Origin of the sequence: Rouxiella chamberiensis (assembly GCF_026967475.1) — a bacterium.
GTDB classification, from domain to species: domain Bacteria; phylum Pseudomonadota; class Gammaproteobacteria; order Enterobacterales; family Enterobacteriaceae; genus Rouxiella; species Rouxiella chamberiensis.
Genome location: NZ_CP114058.1, coordinates 4,102,708 through 4,127,933, shown reverse-complemented (window position 1 = coordinate 4,127,933; position 25,226 = coordinate 4,102,708). Strand labels below are relative to the sequence as shown.

The following is a 25,226-nucleotide window of genomic DNA, read 5'->3' as shown; positions in this document are numbered from 1 at the left end:
AAAAAGGGCTGATACGTTATCAGCCCTTTTCTTGTGTCTGGCGTGCCTGAACCGGCAAGAACCTAGGCGCGGGTGACCGGGAAGGCCAGCACATCACTCAGGCTTTCAGCGCCCAGCGCAATCATCACCAGTCGGTCAACGCCCAGCGCCACGCCCGAACACTCCGGCATGCCGTGCTCCAGCGCCGCCAGCAGGTTCTGGTCGATGGGATGCTGCGGTAATCCTCTGGCCGCACGTTTGCGGTTATCCTGCTCGAAACGCTGACGCTGTTCGCGACCGTCGGTCAGTTCACGGAAACCGTTGGCAAGCTCTACCCCTTTGTAATACACCTCGAAGCGCTCGGCCACGCGGTGATCTTCGGTGCTGATTTCTGCAAGCGACGCCTGCGTTGCCGGGAAATGGTAAACAAAAGTCGGCTTGTCGCGACCAATGTGCGGCTCCACGCCCATTGCAAACAGCAGTTGCAGCAGCGTGTCGCGATCCTCTTCTTCATCGGCAATATTGGAAAGATCCAGCTTGGCCGCCGCTTCGCGCAGCTGCGCCTTGTCGGCCGACAAAGGATCGACCTCGAGATGGCGGATAAAGATCTGCTGATAGGAAACCGTTTCGGCGGTATCGCAATCGAGGATCTGTTGCAGCAGGTCATCCATCTCGTTCATCAGTCGATACATGTCATAACGCGGACGATACCATTCGAGCATGGTGAATTCAGGGTTGTGATAGCGCCCTGCCTCTTCGTTACGGAAGCTGCGCCCCATCTGGAAAATTGGCCCGCTGCCCGCGGCAAGCAGACGTTTCATGTGGTATTCCGGGCTGGTCATCATGTAGAGGGTCATGCCCTCGGCAGCGCCCGGCCCGACGAAGCGCGTCTCAAAAGGAAACAGATGAATGTCGGTGATCGTCGCCTGGCTCATGGTCGGTGTTTCCACCTCCAGAACGCCGCGATCGCTGAAAAAACGTCGAATTTCAGCCAGGATTGCCGCACGCTTCAACAAATTGGCGATAGATGCACTGGGTTGCCAGCTTGCTGTTTCGCTCATGATTACTTACTCCGATATCAGACAGGGCATGCAGTCTACTCGCATCCCCTCGGGCAAACAAATTTCCGTTGGCTACACTTAAACTTCTACATCAGAAAGGGAAGACTATGCGTATCTTGTCCAAAATGGGCGTTTTTATTTCTGCACTGCTTTCAGTCGGTTGTGCCGTTACACCGCCTGACAACGTCAAAGTGGTCAATAATTTTGAACTCAATCGCTATCTTGGGAGCTGGTACGAGATTGCCCGTCTTGATCACGGCTTCGAAAGCGGTCTGGAGCAGGTGACGGCCAATTACAGCCTGCGCGACGACGGCGGCGTAAAGGTTATCAATCGGGGTTTCAATCCGCAGAAAAACAAATGGCAGCAAAGCGAAGGCAAAGGCTATTTCACCGGCCCGACGTCACGTGCGGCGCTTAAGGTGTCCTTCTTTGGGCCATTCTATGGCGGCTACAACGTTATTGTGCTCGACAAGGATTACCAGTATGCGCTGGTTTGCGGGCCTGACAAAAGCTATCTGTGGATCTTGTCACGCGCGCCAAAACTGGACGAAGGTGTGAAGCAGCAACTGCTGGAGACGGCGCAGGGCTACGGTTTCGATATCAACAAGCTGGTCTGGGTTAATCAGTCGAAAGCCGTGCAATAGAGGGGAAAGGGGGTGACATTTTAATAGGTCGTCACCCCTTGCTGCGTTATTGGGCTGCTCTTTGAATCGCATTACCGCCTGACGACACATCTTCGCCCACGCCGCGAGTAGTATTACAGGCGCTCAGCAGGCTGGAAAGTACAACGACAGAAACCAGAGTAAGAATACTTTTCTTCAGCATATAAAAATCCTTCCTATAAGAGAATGTAAAGTAAGACGACTTAAGTGTAGTTAACTTTGCGAAGGGGGGAGCAAGCTGTAGAAATTTAGGACAAAAAGAGAAGACGAGCACAAAAAAGGCCGACGCGATGTCAGCCTACTCTGGAGATAGCGCCGCCGAGGTGTTGTATGTCTTCACCAAAGCCGTGAACCGTGTTGCAACCGCTCAGGATCGCCAACGCCAGCACTGAAACCACGATCAACAACATCTTGTTCAACATTGTACTCGTAATCCAAAAACCGGAAGTTCACACGTAGGCACCACGGCGGAAACGTCTCACCGTGGCGCTACGCGTCATACGTTGCTGCGAATTAAGCGGTCGATCACTTAACGCGGGAAACGTATTCGCCGGAGCGGGTGTCGACACGCACCACTTCGCCAATCTGTACGAACAATGGCACTTTGACAACCGCGCCGGTAGACAGGGTTGCAGGCTTGCCGCCGGTACCGGCAGTATCGCCTTTCAGGCCTGGATCGGTCTCGGTGATTTCAGCTTCGATAAAGTTCGGTGGCTGAACGGCGATAGGACGACCGTCCCACAGAGTCACGATACACTCGGCGTTGTCTTGCAGCCATTTTGCTGCATCGGCAACGGTTTTCGCTTCAACGCCATGCTGCTCGAAAGATTCCGGGTGCATGAAGTGGAAGAACTCGCCGTCGTTGTACAGGTAGTTCATGTTGGTATCAACAACGTCCGCGCCTTCACAGGAGTCGGTAGACTTGAAGGTTTTCTCTACGCGAGAACCGGTCAGCAGACGACGCATCTTGACGCGTGCGAAAGCCTGACCCTTGCCCGGTTTTACAAATTCACTGGATTCGATCGCGTAAGGCTCGTTCTCGAACATGATTTTAAGACCCGGACGGAAATCGTTGCTAGAATAAGTCGCCATAATGGCCCTCTAAATTTTAAACTGGTAGCTTAGCCAAAAAAATGGCACACATTGTAACCCTAAATACGCCATTTAGAGAAGATTGGTTGTATCAACTCGGCGATGTAATTACGGACCCGGACGAACTGCTTACTCTTCTGGCACTTAACGATCATGCAGATTTGCAGCAGGGCCGCGATGCCCGTCGTTTGTTCCCGTTGCGCGTGCCACGCGCTTTTGTTGCACGCATGCAGCCGGGCGATCCACAAGACCCTTTACTTTTGCAGGTCCTGACCGCGCGCGAAGAGTTTATCGCGGCACCGGGCTTTGGCACCGACCCGCTTGATGAACAAAAAAGCGTGGTGCCGGGCTTGTTGCACAAGTACCGCAATCGTGCGCTGCTGCTGGTCAAAGGCGGCTGTGCGGTTAACTGTCGCTACTGCTTCAGACGCCATTTTCCCTATCAGGAAAATCAGGGCAACAAAAATAACTGGTCTCAGGCGCTGGAGTATATCCGCACTCAGCCAGAACTGGATGAAATAATTTTCTCCGGCGGCGACCCGTTGATGGCGAAAGACCACGAGCTTGACTGGCTTATCAGCGAACTCGAGGGGATTTCACACATTAAACGCCTGAGAATTCATAGTCGTTTGCCCGTTGTTATCCCGGCGCGCATCACCGAGGGCTTGTGTCAGCGGCTTGCCGCCTCCAGATTGCAGGTGTTGATGGTGACGCACATTAACCACGCCAACGAGATTGACGATGCGCTGCGAGCCAGCATGGCGCGCCTTAAAAAGGCGGGTGTGACGCTGCTGAACCAGAGTGTGCTGCTGCGGGGCGTCAATGACAATGCGCAGACGCTGGCAACGCTCAGCAATGCGCTGTTCGATGCCGGTATTCTGCCCTACTACATTCACGTGCTGGACAAAGTACAGGGCGCGGCGCACTTCATGGTCAACGATGACGAAGCGCGCGCCCTGATCAAGGCATTGCTGAGTCTGGTTTCGGGTTATCTGGTGCCGACGCTTGCCCGCGAAATCGGCGGCGAGCCAAGCAAGACGCCGCTGGATCTGCGGCTTACGCAGTCGTAACACGTACTCGTGGGATCACAATAAGCAAAAGGGATGCACAATGGCATCCCTTTTTTATTGGCTGTCGCCGATTGGCGAGAGAGTACGGTTTTGGCCGCTTACGGGCACTTGTAAACCTGTCCAACCATCTTGCTGTCCAGCGGCGCAAAGCTGGAGAAGATATTTTGCGTAGGACTGTTGGCACCATAAATGGTGTTGCCGCCCATGTCCGCCGCCTTGTTACGCAGATCGTTTGCCGCACCGCGCATGGAGCTGCCGTCACCTGCGGTACCGGAGAACCAGTTGCTCTGAGCACCGGTTACGGTTCCGAGGGGCTGACACTGGCTGCTCGGTTTTTCATCGGTGAATTTCACCTGCTGACCGGCAGAGCTTAATTGATGTGCTGTGCTACAACCCGCCAGCAGCATCACTGCCGACAAGCCAAGCAACATTTTAATCCGCATCTCTTTCCCCATTTGTTTTGAGAATGACTTAACGCCTATCAGATAACATTTCGCAATCTAAGGCATCCGTTGCCGAGTTTACCCAGAATTCAACGCATTATCCGACACAATTTGTGGCAGAGCGCGTCTCTAGTTTACACGTTATTTATGCGCGAGGATGAGACTTATCTTACTGAATACCACAAAATAAAGGTAAAAATTTCCCAATCCACCGTCTTGAAGCCATGCAGCGAGAGAGGCAGGCGCGGTAAAAAACGCCCGTTCGGCGACATTCAGCCATAAAAAAACCCAGCCGCAAGGACTGGGTCTTTTTAATCCGGATGCAGCCGCAGCCACATCCGAACAGGCAAAATAGCTGCCGGGGGATGATTACATCATGCCGCCCATGCCGCCCATTCCACCCATACCGCCAGCGCCGCCCATATCGCCTTTATCTTCTTTTGGCAGGTCGGTAATCATGCACTCGGTGGTGATCATCAGGCCGGCAACAGAAGAGGCGTACTGCAGTGCAGAACGGGTAACTTTGGTTGGATCCAGAATACCCATTGCGATCATGTCGCCGTATTCTTCGCTGTAGGCGTTGTAGCCGTAGCTGCCTTCGCCCGCTTTCACATTGTTGGCGATAACAGACGCTTCTTCACCGGCGTTGATAACGATCTGACGCAGAGGCGCTTCCATTGCACGCAGTGCAACTTTGATACCCACGGTCTGGTCTTCGTTGTCGCCTTTCAGGCCAGCCAGTTTGTGGGCAACGCGGATAAGCGCAACACCACCACCGGCAACCACGCCTTCTTCTACCGCAGCACGGGTCGCGTGCAGGGCATCTTCAACGCGTGCTTTCTTCTCTTTCATTTCAACTTCAGTTGCTGCACCAACTTTCAGAACGGCGACGCCGCCTGCCAGTTTAGCGACACGCTCCTGCAGTTTTTCTTTGTCGTAATCAGAGGTCGCTTCTTCGATCTGCTGACGAATCTGGGTCACACGGCCCTGAATAGTGGTTTCGTCGCCGATACCATCGATGATGATGGTGGTGTCTTTGTTGATAACAACACGCTTGGCCTGACCCATATCTTCGAGGGTTGCCTTTTCCAGCTCCATACCGATCTCTTCGGAGATAACGGTACCGCCAGTCAGGGTTGCGATGTCTTGCAGCATGGCTTTACGACGGTCACCGAAGCCTGGTGCCTTGACTGCTGCAACTTTCACGATGCCGCGCATGGTGTTGACCACCAGCGTTGCCAGCGCTTCGCCTTCAACATCTTCGGCGATGATAAGCAGAGGTTTACCGGCTTTCGCAACAGCTTCCAGCACTGGCAGCATTTCGCGGATGTTGGAGATTTTCTTGTCGGCCAGCAGGATGAACGGGCTTTCAAGTTCAACAGCGCCAGTTTCCGGCTTGTTGATGAAGTAAGGAGAGAGGTAGCCACGGTCGAACTGCATACCTTCGACAACGTCCAGCTCGTCGATAAGGCCGGTGCCTTCTTCAACGGTGATAACGCCTTCTTTACCGACTTTTTCCATAGCCTGGGCAATCAGTTTGCCCACGGTTTCGTCGGAGTTCGCAGAAATGGTCCCTACCTGCGCGATAGCTTTGGAATCTGAACATGGAACAGACAGCGCTTTCAGCTCTTCGACCGCAGCGATAACCGCTTTGTCGATGCCGCGCTTGACGTCCATCGGGTTCATGCCGGCAGCCACAGCTTTCAGACCTTCGGTGATGATGGCCTGAGCCAGAACCGTTGCGGTGGTAGTACCGTCGCCTGCTGCATCGTTAGCTTTGGACGCAACTTCTTTCACCATCTGAGCACCCATGTTTTCGAACTTGTCTTCCAGCTCGATTTCACGTGCTACAGAAACGCCGTCTTTAGTGATAGTTGGCGCACCAAAAGATTTGTCCAAAACTACGTTACGGCCTTTAGGACCTAAGGTGACTTTTACTGCGTTAGCAAGAATGTTCACGCCGTTCAGCATTTTTACGCGGGCGTCGTTACCGAATTTTACATCTTTAGCTGACATTATAATTTCCCTTAAATTCGTTCAGTTCAGAAAATGGGTGAAGAGACGATTAGGCTTCTACGATAGCCAGAATGTCGCTTTCAGACATGATCAACACTTCTTCATTGTCGATCTTCTCGGCTTTCACGCCGTAACCGTCGTTGAAGATGACGATGTCGCCAACTTTCACGTCCAGCGCTTTCACTTCACCGTTTTCCAGAATGCGACCATGACCAACAGCCAGGATCTCGCCACGGGTTGATTTACCCGCTGCAGAGCCAGTCAGAACCGATGCCGCCAGCAGATTTGGATTCAACTTCTTTACGCTTGACGATAACGCGGTCATGCAATGGACGAATTTTCATTGATAACTCTCCTGTGAGCAGGTCCATATCTAATTATTTGGGTTGAACGCCAGGTAGAAAGTCTATCCTGACCTCGTGGTTTGATTAATGGGGTGCTTTACACGCCCATTCAAGGGGAGCAAAGAAAATTTTTTGAATTTTCTTTGCTCGCAATGTTAGCGATCCTTTGGATCCTGCCGGTCTTCTTCCTGCGGCGACACCAGACGCTCGGGGGTGTCGTCCCTGCGCTGGAATTCGCCCTCGAACGTATTGCCTGCCGCCGGACCGGCACCGCCCGGGCGATAGATATTCAGATGCGGCATCAATTTCAGCGTCAGCGTTTTCTGCACCGGCGGCAGCAACAGCAGCAGGCCGCAGATATCGGTAAAGAAGCCCGGCACCAGCAGCAGGAATCCGGCCAGAACCAGCGATACGCTTTTGACCATTTCCGCCGCCGGACTTTCGCCGAGCGCCAGCTTTTGCTGCATCTGGAAAAGGGTTTTCATGCCCTGGTTGCGCACAAGCGAAATGCCCACGCAGGAGGTGAAAACCACCAGCAACAGGGTAATGGCGACGCCCAACACGGCAGCAACTTTGATAAATAAGGTTATTTCTATGTAGGCAACCAGAAATAAAATCAGTAGCGGTAACCAGCGCACAGCGCTCTCCTTGTAATGACAAGTTCCGAAAATCAGGGTTCCAGAACTCTTTAATGGGGGCTTCATAGGCTTATCCTATGAAGGCTGATTACAAGGAGATGGTATCGTTGGCGTGTGATTTCAACCTGTTGATGTGATTTAAATCGCGCCGTTGGGCCAGACGAGATAAATAGTGTGAGAAATTTCACAGTTATCCAAAGCATTGTCCCTAAAGCATCAACGTGTCGTACTTAGTGCGTGCAATTCGCGACAGGCAGCATATGATCGCCCGCACGGCCGCGCTGAGTGGTGTATTATTTTATTTAGTCCAGCGTCAGTAACATTTATCTAATCAGCCTGTAACGGTTTAGCACCAAAAAGAAGGTTCTCATGTCAAATACGATTCGTATCGAGGAAGATCTGCTGGGCACACGTGAAGTCCCGGCCGATGCCTACTGGGGTATCCATACCCTGCGCGCTGTTGAAAACTTTTATATCAGTAACACGACAATCAGCGATGTCCCGGAGTTTGTCAGGGGCATGGTCATGGTGAAGAAAGCGGCCGCGCTAGCCAATAAAGAGCTGCACACCATTCCACGCAAAATCGCCGACATCATCATTCAGGCCTGTGATGAAGTGTTAGACAAAGGGAAATGCATGGATCAATTCCCGATCGACGTTTTCCAGGGCGGTGCCGGTACGTCCGTCAATATGAACACCAATGAAGTGCTGGCGAATATCGGCCTCGAGCTGATGGGCCATCAGAAAGGCGATTACCAGTTCCTCAATCCCAACGATCACCTGAATAAATGCCAGTCCACCAACGACGCCTACCCGACCGGCTTCCGTCTGGCGGTATACACCTCGTTGCTGAAACTGATTGATGCCATTGCCCAGCTGGGCGACGGTTTCGAGCGCAAGGCGGTGGAATTCGAAAAAATCCTCAAGATGGGCCGTACCCAGTTGCAGGACGCCGTACCGATGACGCTGGGCCAGGAGTTCCACGCCTTCAATGTGCTGCTCAAAGAAGAGACCCGCAACCTGCTGCGCACCGGAGAACTGCTGCTCGAGGTCAACCTCGGCGCAACAGCCATCGGGACGCGCCTGAACACGCCCGAAGGCTATCAGGCGCTGGCGGTGCAGAAACTCGCCGAGGTCAGCAACCTGCCGTGTATTCCGGCCGAAGACCTGATTGAAGCCACCTCCGACTGCGGCGCCTACGTCATGGTGCACAGCTCGCTGAAACGTCTGGCGGTGAAACTTTCCAAGATTTGCAATGACCTGCGCCTGCTGTCTTCGGGTCCGCGTGCCGGACTCAACGAGATTAACCTGCCCGAGTTGCAGGCCGGGTCGTCCATCATGCCGGCCAAGGTCAATCCCGTCATTCCCGAAGTCGTCAATCAGGTGTGCTTCAAGGTTATCGGCAACGATATGTGTGTCACGATGGCCGCCGAAGCGGGTCAGTTGCAGCTTAACGTGATGGAGCCGGTCATCGGCCAGGCCATGTTCGAATCTATCCACATTCTGACCAATGCCTGCTACAACCTGCTGGAAAAATGCATCAACGGCATTACCGCCAACAAGGAAGTATGTGAATTCTACGTGTTCAACTCGATAGGCATCGTGACCTATCTGAACCCGTTCATTGGTCACCACAACGGCGACATCGTCGGCAAAATCTGCGCCGAAACCGGCAAAAGTGTACGTGAAGTCGTGCTGGAGCGCGGCCTGCTGACCGAAGCCGAGCTTGATGACATTTTCTCTGTCGAAAACCTGATGCATCCGGCCTACAAAGCCAAACGCTATATGGATGAAAACGAGTAACGAACACCAATAGTGGCTTTCAGGCGGAATTCCCCTGCCCTGATTAAGACTATTTGAGGGCGCGAAGGTCTTTTAAGCTTCGCGCCCTCTCTTTTAGAAAAAATCCTGCCTTCAATCTTCATTTCATTAATAATCCCCTCTCAGTTCTTGTTAAGTGAATTAAAAGAATATTGGAAAGGGGTTTATGGTCATTCTTGAGTTAGTCATTGTGTTTGCCGCAATATTTCTGGGTGCGCGCCTCGGCGGCGTAGGGATTGGTTTTGCAGGCGGACTGGGCGTTCTGGCGCTGTCCCTGCTCGGCGTCAAGCCCGGCAGCATTCCTTTTGACGTGATTTCCATCGTGATGGCAGTGATTGCCGCCATCTCCGCCATGCAGGTTGCGGGCGGCATGGATTATCTGGTGCTGCAAACCGAAAAGTTGCTGCGCCGCAATCCGCGCCATATCACCATTCTGGCACCGATCGTCACCTACGGCCTGACCGTGCTGGCCGGTACCGGCAACATTTCCCTGTCGGCGCTGCCGGTGATTGCCGAGGTGTCGAAAGAGCAGGGCATCAAGCCCAGCCGACCGCTCTCGACCGCCGTTGTCGCGGCGCAAATCGCGATTACCGCCTCGCCGATTTCTGCGGCCGTAGTGTATATGTCCTCCGTCATGGAAGGGCACGGCGTGAGTTATCTGCATCTGTTGATGGTGCTTATTCCGTCAACGCTGCTGGCGGTAATTCTGACCTCGATTTTTGTCAGCCTGTTTTTCGATTCGAAACTGCATGACGATCCGGTCTATCAAAAGCGATTCAACGAAGGGCTGATTACGCTGCGCGGCAGCAAAACCCTCGAGATTCAGCCACGCGCCAAAGCTTCGGTGGCGATTTTCCTGCTGGGCGTGCTCTCTGTTGTGGCTTACGCCGTGATAAGCAGTCCGGGAATGGGCCTCATCACGACCCCATTGATGACCACCAACAGCGCCATCCTGATCATCATGCTCAGCGTGGCGACGGTGATTACGCTGGTGTGCAGCGTCGATACCGACCGCATTCTCTCTTCCGGCACCTTCAAGGCCGGGATGAGCGCCTGTATCTGTATTCTCGGCGTCGCCTGGCTTGGCGATACCTTTGTGCAGGCCAATCTTGGCGGAATCAAAGAGACGGCGGGCGGCCTGATTCAGGCGCATCCGTGGTTGCTGGCGGTGATATTCTTCTTCAGCTCGGCGCTGCTGTATTCGCAGGCTGCCACGGCAAAAGCGCTGATGCCGCTGGCGCTGGCGCTCAACGTGTCTCCGCTCACTGCCGTTGCCGCGTTCCCTGCCGTCTCCGGTCTGTTTATTCTGCCCACCTACCCTACACTCGTGGCAGCCGTGCAGATGGACGACACCGGTACCACGCGCATCGGCCGCTTCGTGTTTAACCATCCGTTCTTTATTCCGGGCACGATGGCGATAGTTCTCGCCGTCCTGTTCAGCTTTGCTCTGGGCAGCATCATCCTCTAACAGTTTTCGTCGCGCCTAAGCCGCTGGTTTTAGGCGCTTTCTCTGTAAAGACCTGTAATCCACCGTTACCGGCGTTCTCCTCACCTCTCATGGCGCGTATAATGCCGGGTTGAAAAACAGGCGATTGCACCTTTCCCCGCCCAACCATCAGAGAAAACGCTCCCGTGACGGATTACCGAGTTCTTAAGAAATATTTGCCGCTTGTCTGCCTGCTGCTGTGCAGCCTTTTGTTACTGCCGAGTCGAAGTGAAGCTTCCCTCTTTGGCAATAACAGCTCACCCCATTTCGTGACCGTCGATCAGGCTTTCAGCTTCGATTTTTCGCAAAAAGGCGCAGATCTGGCGCTGAACTGGAAAATACGCGACGGCTATTATCTCTATCGCCAAAAGATTGACATTGTCGCCAACCACGCCACGCTTGCCGCCTATATTCTGCCGAAAGGCCTGGCGCACCATGACGAGTTCTTTGGCGATTCTGAAATTTATCGCGATAAACTCAACCTGATGCTGCCGCTCAGGGAAGCCGGAACCAACGCCAGCCTGAGAGTGACCTATCAAGGCTGTGCGGCAGCGGGATTCTGCTATCCGCCCGAAACCCGCGATATTCCGCTGGCCGAAGTCGCCGAAGTGGCCGCCCCTACTGCGGCGGACTCCCCGCAACAGGCCTCCAGCACTTCTCAAGACGCGCCTGTCGCGGCGCAAACCACACCCCAGCCGACACCCCTGCCATTTTCACCGCTCTGGGCGCTGCTCATCGGTATCGGCGTAGCCTTTACGCCCTGCGTGCTGCCGATGTACCCGCTTATTTCCAGCATTATTCTCGGCCGCCAGCGTCCGCATAGCCTCAAGCGCATCTTTTTGCTGGCGATGCTGTACGTACAGGGCATGGCGCTGACGTACACGCTGCTTGGCGTGACCGTTGCCGCGGCCGGGCTTCAGTTTCAGGCGGCGCTGCAAAGTCCGTGGGTGCTTGTCGGCCTGTCGGTGACGTTTATTGCGCTGGCCCTGTCGATGTTTGGCCTGTTTACCCTTCAACTGCCCTCTTCGCTGCAAACCCGTCTGACGTTGTTGAGTAATGAGCAAAAAGGCGGATCCTGGGTCGGCGTATTTGTGATGGGCGCGCTGGCGGGGCTTATCTGTTCGCCCTGCACCACCGCGCCGCTTAGCGCCATTTTGCTGTATATCGCGCAGAGCGGAAATCCCTGGGCCGGTGCCGGTACGCTCTACCTTTATGCTTTCGGTATGGGCATTCCTCTTGTTGTCGCCACCCTGTTTCGGCAATCGCCTGCTGCCGCGCAGCGGACCCTGGATGAATTCGGTTAAAGAAGGCTTCGGGTTTGTGATTCTGGCACTGCCGGTGTTTCTGCTGGAACGCGTGATAGGCGAAGTATGGGGCCTGCGCTTGTGGAGCCTGCTGGGCGTCGCCTTCTTCGGCTGGGCGCTGTTGCTGAGCATGAAGACCTCGCGTGGCGTGTTCAGGCTGCTGCAACTGGTGTTCTTCGCTGCGGCGCTTGTCGTCAGTCGTCCATTGCAGGATTGGGTATTTGCTCCTGCGACCCCTCGGCACTCTGCCGAGAACACTCTGGCGTTTCAGAAGATTCGGAATGTTGACGAGCTGAATACCGCCTTTCAGCAGGCCAAAGGCAGACGCGTGATGCTGGATCTCTATGCCGACTGGTGCGTGGCCTGCAAGGAGTTCGACAAGTACACTTTTACCACGCCGCAGGTGCAGGATGCCCTCGCCAATACCCTGCTGCTGCAGGCTGATGTCACTCGCAACAGTCCCGAGCAGGCGGCATTGCTCAAACGCCTCAGGGTGCTCGGATTGCCGACGATTCTGTTTTTTGATGCCGAAGGTAAAGAGTTGCCGCAGTCGCGCGTTACCGGCTTTATGGACAGCAATGCGTTTACCGCGCATTTGCACAATACCCAGCCATAAACGACACTGTAGCGATAGCTAGTGGTCAACTAGCATCGAGACGATATATTTTTGCAAGACAAGAGGGATAGAAAGCGTGCTACGTGAACAAGTATTGGACCAAACACTCAACCTGTTGGAACAACGTGGCCTGGCAACCCTGTCTATGGCCTCGATTGCCGAGCTGGTGGATGTCCCGCTCAGTGAGCTTACCCATTACTGGCCGGACGCCGAAGCGCTGCTGTACGACAGCCTGCGTCATCACGGTGAGCAGATAGATATCTGGCGACGCCAGTTGCTGCTGGATGAAACCCTCACTCCTCCGCAAAAGTTGCTGGCACGTTATAAAGTGCTGAACGAACAAGTGAGACAACAGCGTTATCCCGGCTGCCTGTTTATTGCGGCGTGCAGTTTTTATCCTGACAGAGAATCGCCGATCCATCAGCTCGCCGAACCAACAGAAACAGGCGTCGTTTAACTATACGCTGGCGCTGTTGCAGGAGATGGGGTCTGACGATGCCGAAATGGTGGCTTACCAGATGGAGCTGATTCTCGAAGGTTGCCTCAGCAGACTGCTGGTGAAGCGCCAGCTTCGTGATGTCGAGGTGGCCAATCGTCTGGCCGAAGATGTACTGAATATTGCGCGCTGTCGTCAACATGGGGCATTATCTTAATCGGCAGGTGCGGGCATATTTTCGCCCTACGCGCCTAAAAATCATGTTTTTTGTTTGAAAAGCCAGCAGTCAGTCACCTTTTAGGAGATAAACTGCATAAAGGCGTTGACGGCGTTGGGCCAATACGGTTTAATGCGCCCCGTTGCCCGGATAGCTCAGTCGGTAGAGCAGGGGATTGAAAATCCCCGTGTCCTTGGTTCGATTCCGAGTCCGGGCACCATATTTAGAAGAACCCGCCTATGGCGGGTTTTTTGCTTTTGAGATCCAGGTATCTTTACCAGGTGCTGTTTGTCTACGCAAAACGCCATAAACGTTAACTCATTTCCTTAAGTTCTTTCTTCTCTCAATTAACTTTTCTTTTCGACACATCATCAGTTAAAACAAGACAAATCCCACATAATAAGTTGAGCTGCCTCATCTTTTAAAAAGTAAATTAGCTGCAAACTTATCCAAGCCGCTATCTACAATAATTATTTAAGCCTTTTCCCATTGTTGAATAATTAAATCTAACTAAAGTAATAATTGTAAGATTGATTTTAGTGAAGAAAATAGTGTGATAAATCAGATTAAATAATTCTTTTCTTAACCGCACGATGCACACTTTTTTGTCTAAAATTATGTTAGATTTTTTTTCGCCCTCGAAGACAGATTTGAGACGGAGTGTTAAAATGTTTAAGGATTGCATGATTTTTTTGAAAAAATTACCCCTGTAAACAAGAAATTATAAAAATGAAACTATACGACCTGACTGTTATCGTTACTGCGCACAACTGTGCCCAGCACTTAACAGCCTGCCTTGAATCAGTAAGCGTAGCGCTGGGAGACCACTTCTCACAGTGCGAAATCATGCTGATTAATGACTCCTCAACCGACGCCACAGGCCGTATCTGTGAGCAGTTCGCCGAGGGTCATGACAACGTGGTGCAGTACGATGTCGGGTTTAAGAACATTGGTAAGGTCAGAAATTTCGGCGTCTCCCATGCACGTGGTGAATACATCACAATGGTCGATGGCGATGACCAGCTCAAGCCTAATTCGTTGATTGAAGTCCTCGACTTCCTCAACGGCAATCAGCCGGACATGCTTATCACGCGCCTGACGGAAGTGCGTGACAACGCTCTGCCAATCAGCAATCCTCCCCTGCAGCCGAAGCAGATAAGCAAGCATGTGGCCATCAAAAAATACCTGATTCACCAGGCATTTCAGGCGCATTTCATCGGCAAGTTTATCAAGCGCAGTATTTTATTGCGTTGCAAGTTTCCGCACTATATTTGCTACGAAGATGCCTTTATATTCCCCGAGGTATTGAAAAACTGTAATAACATTTATTTCTCGGCGACCGGTCCTTATATGTACTTCAAACACGGAAGTTCATTATCCAGCGACCTGGATGAAGAGAAAATAAAACTTTGCCGTCTTGGTTTAGACCAAATGTCATTGGTACTTAAAGGAGAATATAAATTCCTTCAAGTCTGCCACTGGATTGAGTTTATTAACCGTAATCATGTCACTATTTCAAAGTGGGATGATAGAGACACTATCAAGCAAAATATCGAAGAAGTCGATATCGTGCAATTTATGCTGCATCCAGAAGTCCGGATGAGCTATAAACGCAAGCTGATAAAGGTGAAAAAACTTATTCGCTCGTGGTAAACCGCTTTATATTCTTCAAGAACCCCTTCTGAACTACGCTTATCAAAAAACCTACAAACCCCTGATAATTATAAATAATTTTTAATGGCATTTTTTTGCGCCGAGCGCATGAAACTGACTTTTTATTCATGCAAAGCGTCATTTCCCCTATGCTCATTCCAGTCTCTAGATTCTCTTTTCTGGACCAAAAAAGTAATGGAAACGGCTTATCTCTTACTGGATCAAGCGGGTCAATGATAAATGAGCGAATAAGCTGATTGTGTCGAACTTTGACAATCTGTGCCTTTAAAACGAACGCAAAGTGTATTATTTGACGCATAAAAAAACCCGCGCAATGCGGGTTTTGATTTGTTGTCAGGCACGATATCGATAATCAGGCAGAGAGCGTTGCGCCGCCGTCAATAACGATGTCCTGCATGGTAATATGCCCGGCGCGATCGGAGGCCATAAATAACACGGCGTCGGCTACGTCCTGCGGCTTACCAATTTTTCCGAGCGGGATCCCTAATTTAAACTGGTCGGGGAATCCGTTAATGGTATTTTGTTCGCTTTCCGGCGAAGTCCACATTCCACGTTGCATAGGCGTGTCGGTAGAGCCTGGCGACACCAGATTGCAACGCACGCCGAAAGGCGCCATCTCAAGGCCAACGGTCATGCAAAGACTGCGCAAGGCCGCTTTGGAGGCGCAATAGGCCGACATACCCATACGCGGTACGTGCGCGGCGTTGGAGGCGATGCTGACGATAGCACCGCGCTGCTGGCGACGAAATACCGGCAGCGTATGGCGGAACATGTTGAACGCGCCGCCTGCATTCACCGCAAGGCAGGCCTGCCAGTCTTCATCACTCAGCTCGTCGGTCGCGCCCATGCGCAGAATTCCCGCGCCATTGACGAGTACGTCCAGCGAATCGTGTTCGGCCAAAAGGCGCTGACACACTTCACGCGCCGCGCTGGCATCGGTGACGTCGAGCACTTCGGTACGAAACGGATAGTCGTGGTCGCCGAAATGTTTGTCGAAACCAATCACCTCGGCCCCTGCTTCAACAAATGCCAAGGCGGTGGTGTAGCCAATTCCCTGGCCCGCGCCGGTTACCCAAACGCGCTTTTGTGCAAACTCCTGACCCGTGCTCATTACGCTTTCTCTCCAGAAAGCAGTTTCCACCAGCCATTAATGGTTGGTGTTTTCGCCAGAGCCACGAAGTCGATGTCTTCGCGGATTTTACGCCAGCGGGTCGCAAGCGCCATGATGCGCACGGAATCAAGGCCGTAGTCGATCAGGTTGTCGTCATCGTCCAGATCATCGCAGTCTTCGTCCAGTAGAGGCAGGATCTCGCTGCGCAGCTGATCTTTGCTGGCGATCGCTGATTTGCCGGTTGATCCGGTCAGATCTTCTGTCATTACAACGCGACCACAGCGGCCCGCGGTGTAACGCAGCGCCATCAGATGCTCGTCACGCGAGAAGTCGGCCAGACCATCGGCCACCATGAAAGGCTGAATGTTACGCATAAAACCGTCAATCGCCGTGGTCAGGCAACCAATGTGGGCATAGACACCACAGATGATCAGCTGATCGCGCCCCGTTTCTTTCAGGATTTCCTGCAAAGGCGAACGGTGGAAGGCGCTATAACGCCATTTCACCAGCACCTGATCGTCTTCATCGGGAGCCAGCGCGGCAACGACTGCCTGCTGCTCGGGATGTTTGTTCAAACCCGGCCCCCACATGTCGTTGAGCAGCGCGCGGTCTTCATCGCTCTGGTTGTTCGGCTGTGCGGTGTAAAACACCGGAATGCCCTGCGCCTTGCAGTAGCTGCGCAGAGCGGCGATGTTCTCGACCACCTGCTTGACCAGCGGGCTGTCTTCTCCCCAGAAGTTTAGGAAATACTGCTGCATGTCGTGGATTAACAGGGCAGCGCGCGAGGGTTCCAGTTCCCACTTCACCTTGTTCGTTGGCAGTTCTGCCACGGTTGGCAAGGCATAGGATTCGAGTTTTGGAATGGCCATCGTTTATTCTCCAGAGGATTGTGTAGGTGACTGCGCGTCAAAAGACTGACGCAAAAGCTTTTTATCAATTTTGCCGACCGGCGTCAGCGGCAGGGTATCAACGCGAATGAAGCGGTCCGGCAGCTTGAATTCGGCGATCCCCTGTTCACGCAGGTGACGGCGCAGGGCAACGGACTTCAGCTCGACGTTCGAGATAATAAACGCACAGCTTTTTTCGCCCATCAGCTCGTCAGGCATGGAAACCAGCGCGGCATTGACGATGTCGGGATGGCGCAGCAGCAGGTTCTCAATTTCTTCGGCGGCAATTTTCTCGCCGCCGCGATTTATCTGATCCTTCAGACGGCCTTCGACGCGCACATACCCGTCTTCGGTCAATGAAATAAGGTCGCCCGAGCAGTAGAAGCCATTTTCGTCAAAGGCTTCGGCGTTGTGTTCAGGGCTTTGATAATAGCCGCGGAAGGTATAGGGGCCGCGAGTCATCAGGCGACCGACCTGTCCGGCAGGCAGCGGATTACCGTGTTCATCGGCGACCCAAAGCTCGTCGTCGGGCGACATGGGATAACCCTGCGTGGTGAGGATATGCTGTTCGCTGTCGTCCAGTCGGGTGTAATTGACCAGACCTTCCGCCATGCCGAAGACCTGCTGCAACTGACAGCCAATTTCGTTCTGAATGCGTGCCGCCAGCGTTTCGCCAAGTTTGGCACCGCCAACCTGCAACAGTTTCAGGCTGGACAGCGCCTTGTTGCTGCCCCACTCTTCAATCGCCTGCAACCAAAGCGTCACGGCCGGTGGTACCAGCGCAGTCACGTTAATCTGATGTTTTTCAATTAACTGGAAGCACACCAGCGCGCTGGGATCGGCGGCAAGTACCATCTGTCCGCCGCCATAGAATACGCCGAGCGCACCCGGCGAACTCATCGGATAGTTATGGGCAATCGGCAGCGCACACAGATAACGGGTATCGGCATCGAAACGGCACACCTCTACACTAACGCGCACGCTGTAGTAATAATCGTTGTGAGTACGCGGAATAAGCTTCGGCGTACCGGTACTCCCGCCCGAGAGCTGGAAGAATGCGACCTGATCGGCAGGGGTTGGCGAGGCGGTAAAGGCGTCCTGCTCCTCGGCAATCAGCGCCGTCAGAGAAGTTTGCTCGCCCATAGCATTGCGCAGCGCCACGAGACGCAGGGAAGCATGCTGACTCTGGAACGCGTCCAGGAAGGCGTCGTTGCCAATCAGCGGATGGTCGCGGTCGGCAATCAGCAATGCCGGTTTGATTTGGCTGGCGTAAGCGTTCAGCTCGGTACGCTGATGGCTGAACAGCGCATTGACCGGCACTACACCGATTTTCAGCAACGCGAAGAACACGACATAGAACTGGTTGACGTTGCCGAGTTGTACCAGCGCGGTCTCGCCTGCCACAATGCCACGACGGCGCAGCGCGCCTGCCAGACGATCGGACTGCTGATTCAATTCGCGATAACTCAGGCTGCCTGTTGCATCAGTCATGGCGAGACTGTCGTTATTGGCCTGACGGGTCAGGATATCGGTCAGCGGTTCATCAATCCAGTAGCCGCGTTCGCGGTAGCGTTTGGCAAAATCTTCCGGCCAGGCGGTAAAAGCAATACTCATTGTTGTCTTCTCTAAATAGTTTTTTAAACCTGGTTCAAGCCAAAAGCACGAAGCATGGTATTCAGTTTGACGCCGGTTTCGCGCCATTCAGACTCGGGAGAGGAGTCAGGAACGATCCCCGCACCGGCAAACAGGCGGACCTGATCGCCCTTCACCGTACCGCAGCGGATAGTCACTACCCATTCGCCGTTACCGCGATCGTCACACCAGCCGACGATACCGCCGAACAGGCCGCGATCAAAGGGCTCTAGCTGCTCTATCAAATCGCGTGCGACGGTGGTCGGCGAGCCGCAAAGCGCAGGTGTCGGGTGCAGCAGGCAGGCCAGCGACAGCGCGTTTTCCTGCGCGTCCTGCACTTCGCCGTTGATAGGCGTGGAGAGATGCCACAGCGTCGGCGTGCTCAGCAACTCGGGTGAAGAGGGAATATCCAGCGAGCGGCTGCGGCCTTCCAGCACCTGGCGCATGCCTTCGGTGACAATGTGGTGCTCATACAGATCCTTGCCGGAATCCAGCAGTACGCGGCTGACTTCGGCGTCTTTCTCCGGGCTGCTCTCGCGGCGGGCGGAACCGGCCAGCGGATTCGAATGGAACTGGTTGCCCTGCTTGCGCAGCAGCAGTTCCGGGCTGGCGCCTATCAGTGCGCCCTGCTCGAGCGGCACATGAAAATGGTAACCGTTTGGATTCTGCTCCACGATGCGGCTCATCAGCGCCTGCGGCTCTACCGCGTTGCGGGTTTTTATCTCCAGCAGGCGCGATAACACGGCCTTGTCGAGCTTGCCGTCGTTCATGGCCTGCACGGCATCGCTGACCATCTGCATAAACGTTGCCTGCTCCGGCAGTTCCGTTTTGCTGGCGATGTCCGGCAGCGCTCCTTCCAGACCGGTTGCGGCCGCCATAGCCTCTTCACGCTCCAACCAGTGGGTTTTCAGCGGAACAAAAAGGGCGGAAGGTTGACGTTTATCGAAAGGGATCGCGCCACATAGCACGGGATGCTTAATACCTGCGGCGCGGGCATCCGAAAATGCGGCAGCTATGGCCTGTTGAAACGCACCGTTTAACCTATCACCATCCCTGGCCGATTCGGTTATTTTGGTCAGGCAACCTTGCGTACTCAGGCTCCGATAGGGGAGGTAAAGAAAAAGCCCGAGGTTGGGGAAAGCTCGGTAGCCTGTGCGCTTTCATTATCGTGCTGTCCGCCGACCCGATCGCGCTCTTTCATCACAGTATCCATCTGTCTTCTCCTACGTATATAATGATAACCATCATGATAATCATTATCATTTGTATTTAATCGCGTTAAAGTACGTGATGCGTTTCACAGTGTCAATGAGGGAGGATTTGTCCTGCTTCTAAAATGTCCAGCCGGAATTCTCTTTTTACTCAACGAATCTGGCAGTTATTCACCACTAAGGTCTGAAAATGATGACATCTGTATTTCGCCCGCTGGCGGCTATTTTAGGAATTTTTACGCTTTTGACGACAACAGCCCATGCGGCGGAAGGTTGGCCGAGAGAGATAACCACCCCCACGGCGTGATCACGCTGAAACAGCCTCCCCAGCGCATTGTTTCCACCAGCGTGACGGTGACCGGCACCCTGCTGGCCATCCATGCGCCGGTGGTGGCGAGCGGGGCAACCAGTCCCAATACCCGCATTGCCGACGACCAGGGGTTTTTCCGTCAATGGGGCAACGTGGCGAAGCAGCGCGGCGTTAAACGTCTCTATGTCGGTGAACCCAATGCCGAAGCCATTGCAGGCGAAGCGCCGGATCTAATTATCGTCTCCGCAACGGGTGGCGATTCCGCACTAAAAGTTTACGACCAGCTTTCTGCCGTCGCGCCGGTGATGGTGGTTAATTATGATGACAAGAGCTGGCAGGCGCTGGCGCAGGAGTTGGGCGAAGCGACCGGCAAGGAAACCGAAGCGGCCAAAACCGTAGCCGATTTCGATGCCCGCGAAAAGGCGGTGAAGAACAGCATTCATCTGCCGCCGCAGCCGGTGTCGGCACTGGTGTATCGTCCGGATGGCAAAGCCGCCAACCTGTGGACCCCGGCTTCTCCGCAGGGACAAATGCTGCAACAGCTGGGCTTTACGTTGGCGCAGCCGCCGGCCCATGCCGCCAGCAGCCAGTCGCAGGGCGTGCGTAAAGATATCATCCAGCTTTCCGGCGAGAATATGGCGGCGGGTCTGAACGGCAAATCGCTGCTGCTGTTTGCCGGTGATAAAACCGATACCCAGCGTCTGGAAGGAAATGTGTTTCTGAGTCACCTGCCTGCGGTACAAAACAAGCAGGTGTTTGCCTTGGGCAACGACACGTTCCGCCTGGATTACTACAGCGCCAGCAATGTGCTGACGCAGCTTGAAACCCAGTTTAGCGGCCGTTGACCGGTTTGGCGGGTTGGGGCATCGCTTCCGACCCGTCTTTTATCTCTGACGAATGAGACACATCGCGTAGCGCACGCAGCGAAAACGCCAGCACCAGTCCGACAAGCGCCGCACCAAAGCCGAAGCTCGCCGAACTGGCTACCGGCAACATCACCGATCCCAGTGTGCCCAGCAGCAGCGCACCCAATGCATCGCCCGTCACGTTTTGCGCGGTCCACAGACCGTTGACTCGTCCCAGATATTCATCCGGCGTCAGGCGCTGAATCAGCCCGTATTGCAGCAGCGAGTTAATGGCGCTCAGATAGCCGAAGACCACCAGACACAGCAGCGCCGTGCCGTACCACGGCATCAGGCTGAACAGCCCGATGGCCACAAATGCGGCGATGGCGGTGGTCAGCATCATCCAGCCCGGACGCGCCACGTTGGCCACGCGACCGCTGGTAAAGGCGCCGATTGCCGCACCCAGCGGCACGGCAGCGTACATCAGGCCCAAACGTGAAGCATCGACCTGCCAAAGCCCCGAAAGCGCCGGATAAAGCACGCGTACCGCACTCGCCATCGTCAGCAGCGCGCCGATAAGCGCCACCATTCCAATCACTTTATTCTGGAACAGGAAACGCACGCCGCTTGCCAGAGACTTTAGCGGGTGTTCGCGCGGCTGCGGCGGAGGCGCGAGCTTTGGCAAACGCAGCAACGGCAGCAGCGTCAGCAAGGTGCCGAAAGCGGCCAGCCCATAGTTCCACACCACGCCGCCGCTGGCGATAATCAGCCCGCCGACCGCCGGTGAAAGAATGGAGCCAAAACGCACGGTCAGCATACTCAGCGCACCGGCCTGTACCAGGTTCTCGCGCCCCACCAGCGCGGGTGTCGCGGCCAGAAGCGCCGTAACGCCTACCGCGCCGAAGAAACCATCCCACACGGAGAGCAGATAAATCACCAGAAGCGACGGCGAGGGCATTGCGGCGTTAATGCACAATCCGACGAAACCGATGCCACAGGTGGATCGGGCAAACAGGATAAGTCGGCGGCGCTCGTAGCGGTCGGCCATGACACCCCCATCAGCAGGCCGATAAACATGCCGCTGCCTGCCAGGGTTACGGCAAGACCGACCAGCAAGGTTGAACCGGTAAGCGATTGAATCTGCACGGGCAAGGCGATGCCGAGCAGTCCCAGCGCCAGAATGGAGATAAATCGGGCGCAAAACACGGAGCGGAAGGCAGGATGGGTTTTCAACAGACTGAAATTAAGTAAAATTGACGGCTTTTCCATAGCGAATTCAGGGTCCAACGATAACAGAGAAAGCAGCAAAGGGTCTGACGGGTGGATCCCGCAGCCTGGGGACTGCAACAGTTCAAAGAGTCATGCTACCATATACAAACCCAAGCGATAACGATAATAAATATCATTCACATTACTGAATAATCTGCTTACCCTAAGGCTGCTATGTCTCGGCTCATGCGCAGTAGTGCGCTCAACATTTCCACCCCGTCTTCCGCCTTCACGCGTCAGTGGCCCGGCATGCTGCTGGCTATTCTGCTGTTATTGGCGATGGTCGCCCTCAGCCTGTCGGTGGGCGAAAAGTCCATTCCGCCCAGCATGATTTTGCCCGCGCTGAACGGCCAGTGCAGCAGCGCCGACTGCGTGATTATTCTCGATGCGCGACTCCCCGCACGCTGGCCGGCATTTTAGCCGGTATGGCTCTCGGCCTATCGGGCGCGCTGATGCAAATTCTGACCCGCAATCCGCTGGCGGATCCGGGTATTCTCGGCGTGAACTCGGGTGCCGGATTTGCTGTGGTGCTGGGCATTGCCTTTTTTGGTGCCAGCGATATCGAACATTATTTGTGGTACGCCTTTGCGGGCGCGATGGTCGCAACCCTGCTGGTGGCGATGATTGGCGCGCTGGGTCGCGGGCGAATCAATCCTATCCGCCTGACCCTCGCGGGCGTGGCGCTCGGCGCGGTGCTTGAAGGCATGTCTTCCGGCATCTCGCTGCTGAATCCGCAGGCCTTTGACCAGTTACGTTTCTGGCAGGCTGGCACGCTGGATATCCGCAGCATGGCAGTTATCCGCACCGTTGCCGGGCCGATTCTTGTCGCCAGCCTGATGACCCTGTTGATGAGCCGTTCCCTGAATAATCTGACCATGGGCAGCGAGTTGGCGACCGCGCTCGGCACGCGCATTGCGCTGACCCAGCTTACCGGCTTGCTGGCGATTACTCTGCTTTGCGGCAGCGCGACCGCTGCCGTCGGGCCGATCGGTTTTGTCGGTCTGATGATGCCGCACATCGCCAAACGCCTGTCGCGCGCCAATCCGCGCTGGCTGTTGCCGTGGACGCTGGTGCTGACCCCTTCCCTGCTGCTGGCCGCAGATTTGCTGGGCCGAATGCTGGTGGTGGGCGAACTTCGCGTTTCCGTGGTTACGGCCTTTATCGGCGCGCCGGTGCTAATCTGGCTGGTCCGCCATCACAACGGATTAAGCCGGGGATGAGCATGAATTCCGCCCTCGAACGCCGACATCCGGCAGAGAAAAACCTTCGCCTTGCGCGGCCTGTTTTGACCGTGGCGGCGCTGTTGATCTGCTGTGCGCTACTGGCAGTTTATGCCCTCGGCAACGGCACACTGCCCCTCTCCGCCCATCAGGTTATCGATGCGCTGCGCGGGGAAGGTCCGAAAAATCTGGCGGTGATCGTCACGCAATGGCGTTTGCCACGCGTGGCGATGGCCTTGATTCTGGGCGCGGCGCTCGGCATCAGCGGCGCGATTTTCCAGTCGCTGATGCGCAATCCGCTCGGCAGCCCCGATGTCATAGGCTTTAACACCGGCGCTTACAGCGGTGTGCTGGTCGCCATCGTCTTGTTCAACGGCAGCATCAATGAAATCACCGCCGGTGCCATGGCAGGCGGGATCATAACGGGTCTGCTGGTGTACTGGCTCGCGTGGCGAAAAGGCGTGGAAACCTTCCGGTTGATCATTGTAGGCATCGCCATTCGCGCCTTGCTGATTGGCGGCAACACCTGGCTGATTATCAATGCCTCGCTGGAGTCGGCGCTGACCGCCGGGCTTTGGAGCGCAGGCTCGCTCAACGGTATTACCTGGCAGAAAAGCCTGCCCGCCATCGGAGTGATTATTTTTGCCGTGCTGCTGGCGCAGGCGCTGTGCCGCCGAATGCGCCTGCTGGAGATGGGCGATGATACCGCCTGTGCGCTGGGTGTGCCGGTCGAGCGTTCGCGCCTGCTGCTGATGCTGGTTGGTGTGTCGCTTACCGCCGCCGCTACCGCCGTGGCCGGTCCCATTTCGTTTATCGCGCTGGTGGCCCCGCAGATTTCCCGCCGCCTCTGCCCGAATCAGAAGCAGCCGCTGCTGTTTGCCGCCCTGACCGGCGCGTTGCTGCTGCTGGCCGCCGACGTTATCGCCCAGCGCGTATTCCTTCCCTATCAACTGCCCGTGGGGGTGCTGACGGTGAGTCTCGGCGGCCTCTATCTGATTGGCCTGCTAATTCGAGAGTCTCGCCGCTAATGAGCACTGAACATTTATCCCCGTTACGGGCAGACAACCTGACCCTGAGCTACGAAAAAAGGTCGTCGCCCGCGATTTGTCGGTTTCGATTCCCGAAGGCAAGGTCACGGTCATTATCGGCCCGAATGCCTGCGGAAAATCCACGCTGCTGCGCACGCTGAGCCGCCTGATGCAGCCACAGGCGGGTTCAGTATGGCTAAACGGCAAGATGATCAACGAGGTGCCGACCAAAGAGGTCGCCAAACAGCTTGGCCTGCTGCCGCAGAGTTCAACGGCACCGGGCGATATCACCGTGGCGGATCTCGTCGCCCGTGGCCGTTATCCGCACCAGAACCTGTTTAGCCGCTGGAATGCGCAGGACACGCTGGCGGTCGATGAGGCGATGCGCGCCACCGGCGTCCATGAACTGGCCGATCGGCGGGTAGACAACCTTTCCGGCGGTCAACGCCAGCGGGTATGGATTGCGATGGTGTTAGCCCAGCAGACGCCGCTGTTGCTGCTCGACGAGCCTACGACCTGGCTGGACATCGCCCATCAGATTGACCTGATGGAGTTGATGTGCCGCCTGAATCGCGAGAATAACCGCACGCTGGTGGTGGTGCTCCACGACCTCAATCACGCCTGCCGCTATGCGGGGCATTTGATTGCCATGAAAGACGGCAAAATACTCGCCCAGGGCGCACCGGCGGATATCGTGACGCCCGAACTTATCGAAGCGGTGTTCGGCCTGCGCTGTCACATCATCGACTGCCCTGTCTCCCATACGCCGCTTATCATCCCGCTGGGTCACTGCGAATCGCTTTCCTGATCCAAAGCCATAAAAAAACCCCGCGTCGGGCGGGGTTGGTGATGAC

Annotated in this window: 16 protein-coding genes, 1 tRNA gene and 8 pseudogenes; 12 read left to right on the top strand and 13 right to left on the bottom strand. The window is 54.9% G+C overall.

The genetic code is table 11. From position 1 onward, the window contains the following. Positions 1–62: 62 nt before the first annotated feature. Positions 63–1,040 (bottom strand): elongation factor P--(R)-beta-lysine ligase, encoded by a 978-nt coding sequence (gene epmA / locus O1V66_RS19300; RefSeq protein ID WP_045048966.1) that lies wholly within the window; start codon positions 1,038–1,040, stop codon positions 63–65. Between the two features lie 107 nt (positions 1,041–1,147). Between epmA and blc the strand changes: the two genes are divergently transcribed. Beyond that, on the top strand, positions 1,148–1,684 hold the full coding sequence (gene blc, locus O1V66_RS19295; protein WP_045048965.1) for an outer membrane lipoprotein Blc: 537 nt from the start codon (positions 1,148–1,150) through the stop codon (positions 1,682–1,684). A gap of 46 nt (positions 1,685–1,730) precedes the next feature. On the opposite strand, the gene O1V66_RS19290 is transcribed toward blc, so the two are convergent. The 3 genes from O1V66_RS19290 to efp form a co-directional block, all read right to left on the bottom strand. Then, positions 1,731–1,865, bottom strand: a complete 135-nt coding sequence (locus O1V66_RS19290; RefSeq protein WP_045048964.1) for an entericidin A/B family lipoprotein — start codon at positions 1,863–1,865, stop codon at positions 1,731–1,733. Positions 1,866–1,995: 130 nt separating this feature from the next. Beyond that, positions 1,996–2,124 carry an entericidin A/B family lipoprotein gene (locus O1V66_RS19285; RefSeq protein WP_072045105.1) on the bottom strand — a complete coding sequence of 43 codons (129 nt, stop codon included), beginning with the start codon at positions 2,122–2,124 and terminating at the stop codon, positions 1,996–1,998. 103 nt (positions 2,125–2,227) lie between these two features. Continuing rightward, positions 2,228–2,794, bottom strand: coding sequence for an elongation factor P (efp, locus tag O1V66_RS19280; RefSeq protein WP_045048963.1), 567 nt, complete (start codon positions 2,792–2,794; stop codon positions 2,228–2,230). Positions 2,795–2,835: 41 nt separating this feature from the next. Between efp and epmB the strand changes: the two genes are divergently transcribed. Continuing rightward, complete coding sequence (epmB, locus tag O1V66_RS19275) at positions 2,836–3,864, top strand: EF-P beta-lysylation protein EpmB (protein WP_045048962.1); 1,029 nt, start codon at positions 2,836–2,838, stop codon at positions 3,862–3,864. 98 nt (positions 3,865–3,962) lie between these two features. Here the strand turns inward: epmB and O1V66_RS19270 are convergent, their stop codons facing one another. From O1V66_RS19270 to O1V66_RS19255, 4 genes and pseudogenes are all read right to left on the bottom strand, one after another. After that, complete coding sequence (locus tag O1V66_RS19270; protein WP_045048961.1) at positions 3,963–4,307, bottom strand: DUF4156 domain-containing protein; 345 nt, start codon at positions 4,305–4,307, stop codon at positions 3,963–3,965. A gap of 369 nt (positions 4,308–4,676) precedes the next feature. Then, on the bottom strand, positions 4,677–6,323 hold the full coding sequence (gene groL / locus O1V66_RS19265; protein ID WP_045048960.1) for a chaperonin GroEL: 1,647 nt from the start codon (positions 6,321–6,323) through the stop codon (positions 4,677–4,679). A 49-nt stretch (positions 6,324–6,372) separates the two neighbouring features. Then, positions 6,373–6,667: pseudogene (locus tag O1V66_RS19260) on the bottom strand (co-chaperone GroES). Between the two features lie 155 nt (positions 6,668–6,822). After that, a complete protein-coding gene (locus tag O1V66_RS19255) occupies positions 6,823–7,305 on the bottom strand; it encodes an FxsA family protein (protein WP_045048959.1) in 483 nt (160 codons plus the stop codon). 369 nt (positions 7,306–7,674) lie between these two features. On the opposite strand from O1V66_RS19255, the gene aspA reads away from it, so the two are divergent. The 6 genes and pseudogenes from aspA (at position 7,675) to O1V66_RS19225 (ending at position 14,838) form a co-directional block, all read left to right on the top strand. Then, positions 7,675–9,108 carry an aspartate ammonia-lyase gene (gene aspA, locus O1V66_RS19250; protein WP_045048958.1) on the top strand — a complete coding sequence of 478 codons (1,434 nt, stop codon included), beginning with the start codon at positions 7,675–7,677 and terminating at the stop codon, positions 9,106–9,108. 184 nt (positions 9,109–9,292) lie between these two features. Then, positions 9,293–10,594: an anaerobic C4-dicarboxylate transporter gene (locus O1V66_RS19245; RefSeq protein ID WP_045048957.1), complete on the top strand. Its 1,302-nt coding sequence runs from the start codon at positions 9,293–9,295 to the stop codon at positions 10,592–10,594. Between the two features lie 164 nt (positions 10,595–10,758). After that, positions 10,759–12,532: pseudogene (locus O1V66_RS19240) on the top strand (protein-disulfide reductase DsbD). Positions 12,533–12,608: 76 nt separating this feature from the next. Continuing rightward, a pseudogene (gene dicD, locus O1V66_RS19235) lies at positions 12,609–13,185 on the top strand (division control transcriptional repressor DicD). A gap of 144 nt (positions 13,186–13,329) precedes the next feature. Beyond that, positions 13,330–13,405: transfer RNA gene (locus tag O1V66_RS19230), tRNA-Phe, on the top strand. 509 nt (positions 13,406–13,914) lie between these two features. Next, positions 13,915–14,838, top strand: coding sequence for a glycosyltransferase family 2 protein (locus O1V66_RS19225; RefSeq protein ID WP_072045104.1), 924 nt, complete (start codon positions 13,915–13,917; stop codon positions 14,836–14,838). A gap of 373 nt (positions 14,839–15,211) precedes the next feature. On the opposite strand, the gene dhbA is transcribed toward O1V66_RS19225, so the two are convergent. The 4 genes and pseudogenes from dhbA to O1V66_RS19205 form a co-directional block, all read right to left on the bottom strand. Continuing rightward, entirely contained in the window at positions 15,212–15,970 is a 759-nt protein-coding gene (dhbA, locus tag O1V66_RS19220) for a 2,3-dihydro-2,3-dihydroxybenzoate dehydrogenase (RefSeq protein WP_045048953.1), read from the bottom strand. Then, positions 15,970–16,839 carry an isochorismatase family protein gene (locus O1V66_RS19215; protein ID WP_045048952.1) on the bottom strand — a complete coding sequence of 290 codons (870 nt, stop codon included), beginning with the start codon at positions 16,837–16,839 and terminating at the stop codon, positions 15,970–15,972. Before O1V66_RS19215 ends, dhbA begins: the two co-directional genes overlap by 1 nt. 3 nt (positions 16,840–16,842) lie before the next feature. Next, entirely contained in the window at positions 16,843–18,471 is a 1,629-nt protein-coding gene (locus O1V66_RS19210; RefSeq protein ID WP_045048951.1) for a (2,3-dihydroxybenzoyl)adenylate synthase, read from the bottom strand. Between the two features lie 23 nt (positions 18,472–18,494). Further along, a pseudogene (locus O1V66_RS19205) lies at positions 18,495–19,702 on the bottom strand (isochorismate synthase). Between the two features lie 191 nt (positions 19,703–19,893). Here O1V66_RS19205 and fepB point away from each other — a divergent pair. Further along, positions 19,894–20,855, top strand: a pseudogene (gene fepB / locus O1V66_RS19200) (Fe2+-enterobactin ABC transporter substrate-binding protein). Here fepB and entS read toward each other — a convergent pair. Continuing rightward, a pseudogene (gene entS / locus O1V66_RS19195) lies at positions 20,842–22,124 on the bottom strand (enterobactin transporter EntS). The pseudogenes fepB and entS sit on opposite strands and share 14 nt — an antisense overlap. 249 nt (positions 22,125–22,373) lie before the next feature. Between entS and fepD the strand changes: the two are divergent. The 3 genes and pseudogenes from fepD to O1V66_RS19180 all read left to right on the top strand — a co-directional run bounded on the left by fepD (position 22,374) and on the right by O1V66_RS19180 (position 25,180). Beyond that, positions 22,374–23,344: pseudogene (gene fepD / locus O1V66_RS19190) on the top strand (Fe(3+)-siderophore ABC transporter permease). After that, positions 23,341–24,372 carry an iron-enterobactin ABC transporter permease gene (gene fepG / locus O1V66_RS19185; protein ID WP_187329826.1) on the top strand — a complete coding sequence of 344 codons (1,032 nt, stop codon included), beginning with the start codon at positions 23,341–23,343 and terminating at the stop codon, positions 24,370–24,372. The pseudogene fepD and the gene fepG overlap by 4 nt, the downstream one beginning before the upstream one ends. After that, positions 24,372–25,180, top strand: a pseudogene (locus tag O1V66_RS19180) (ABC transporter ATP-binding protein). Before fepG ends, O1V66_RS19180 begins: the two are co-directional and overlap by 1 nt. Positions 25,181–25,226: the final 46 nt, after the last annotated feature.

Excerpts from the sequence above, each read along its gene's own strand:
- blc (WP_045048965.1), top strand. The coding sequence starts at position 1,148 with ATGCGTATCTTGTCCAAAATGGGCGTTTTTATTTCTGCACTGCTTTCA.
- O1V66_RS19245 (WP_045048957.1), top strand. The coding sequence starts at position 9,293 with ATGGTCATTCTTGAGTTAGTCATTGTGTTTGCCGCAATATTTCTGGGT.
- epmB (WP_045048962.1), top strand. The coding sequence starts at position 2,836 with ATGGCACACATTGTAACCCTAAATACGCCATTTAGAGAAGATTGGTTG.
- O1V66_RS19270 (WP_045048961.1), bottom strand. The coding sequence starts at position 4,307 with ATGCGGATTAAAATGTTGCTTGGCTTGTCGGCAGTGATGCTGCTGGCG.
- O1V66_RS19290 (WP_045048964.1), bottom strand. The coding sequence starts at position 1,865 with ATGCTGAAGAAAAGTATTCTTACTCTGGTTTCTGTCGTTGTACTTTCC.
- aspA (WP_045048958.1), top strand. The coding sequence starts at position 7,675 with ATGTCAAATACGATTCGTATCGAGGAAGATCTGCTGGGCACACGTGAA.
- O1V66_RS19285 (WP_072045105.1), bottom strand. The coding sequence starts at position 2,124 with ATGTTGAACAAGATGTTGTTGATCGTGGTTTCAGTGCTGGCGTTGGCG.
- O1V66_RS19210 (WP_045048951.1), bottom strand. The coding sequence starts at position 18,471 with ATGAGTATTGCTTTTACCGCCTGGCCGGAAGATTTTGCCAAACGCTAC.
- fepG (WP_187329826.1), top strand. The coding sequence starts at position 23,341 with ATGAGCATGAATTCCGCCCTCGAACGCCGACATCCGGCAGAGAAAAAC.
- epmA (WP_045048966.1), bottom strand. The coding sequence starts at position 1,040 with ATGAGCGAAACAGCAAGCTGGCAACCCAGTGCATCTATCGCCAATTTG.
- O1V66_RS19215 (WP_045048952.1), bottom strand. The coding sequence starts at position 16,839 with ATGGCCATTCCAAAACTCGAATCCTATGCCTTGCCAACCGTGGCAGAA.
- dhbA (WP_045048953.1), bottom strand. The coding sequence starts at position 15,970 with ATGAGCACGGGTCAGGAGTTTGCACAAAAGCGCGTTTGGGTAACCGGC.
- efp (WP_045048963.1), bottom strand. The coding sequence starts at position 2,794 with ATGGCGACTTATTCTAGCAACGATTTCCGTCCGGGTCTTAAAATCATG.
- O1V66_RS19225 (WP_072045104.1), top strand. The coding sequence starts at position 13,915 with ATGAAACTATACGACCTGACTGTTATCGTTACTGCGCACAACTGTGCC.
- groL (WP_045048960.1), bottom strand. The coding sequence starts at position 6,323 with ATGTCAGCTAAAGATGTAAAATTCGGTAACGACGCCCGCGTAAAAATG.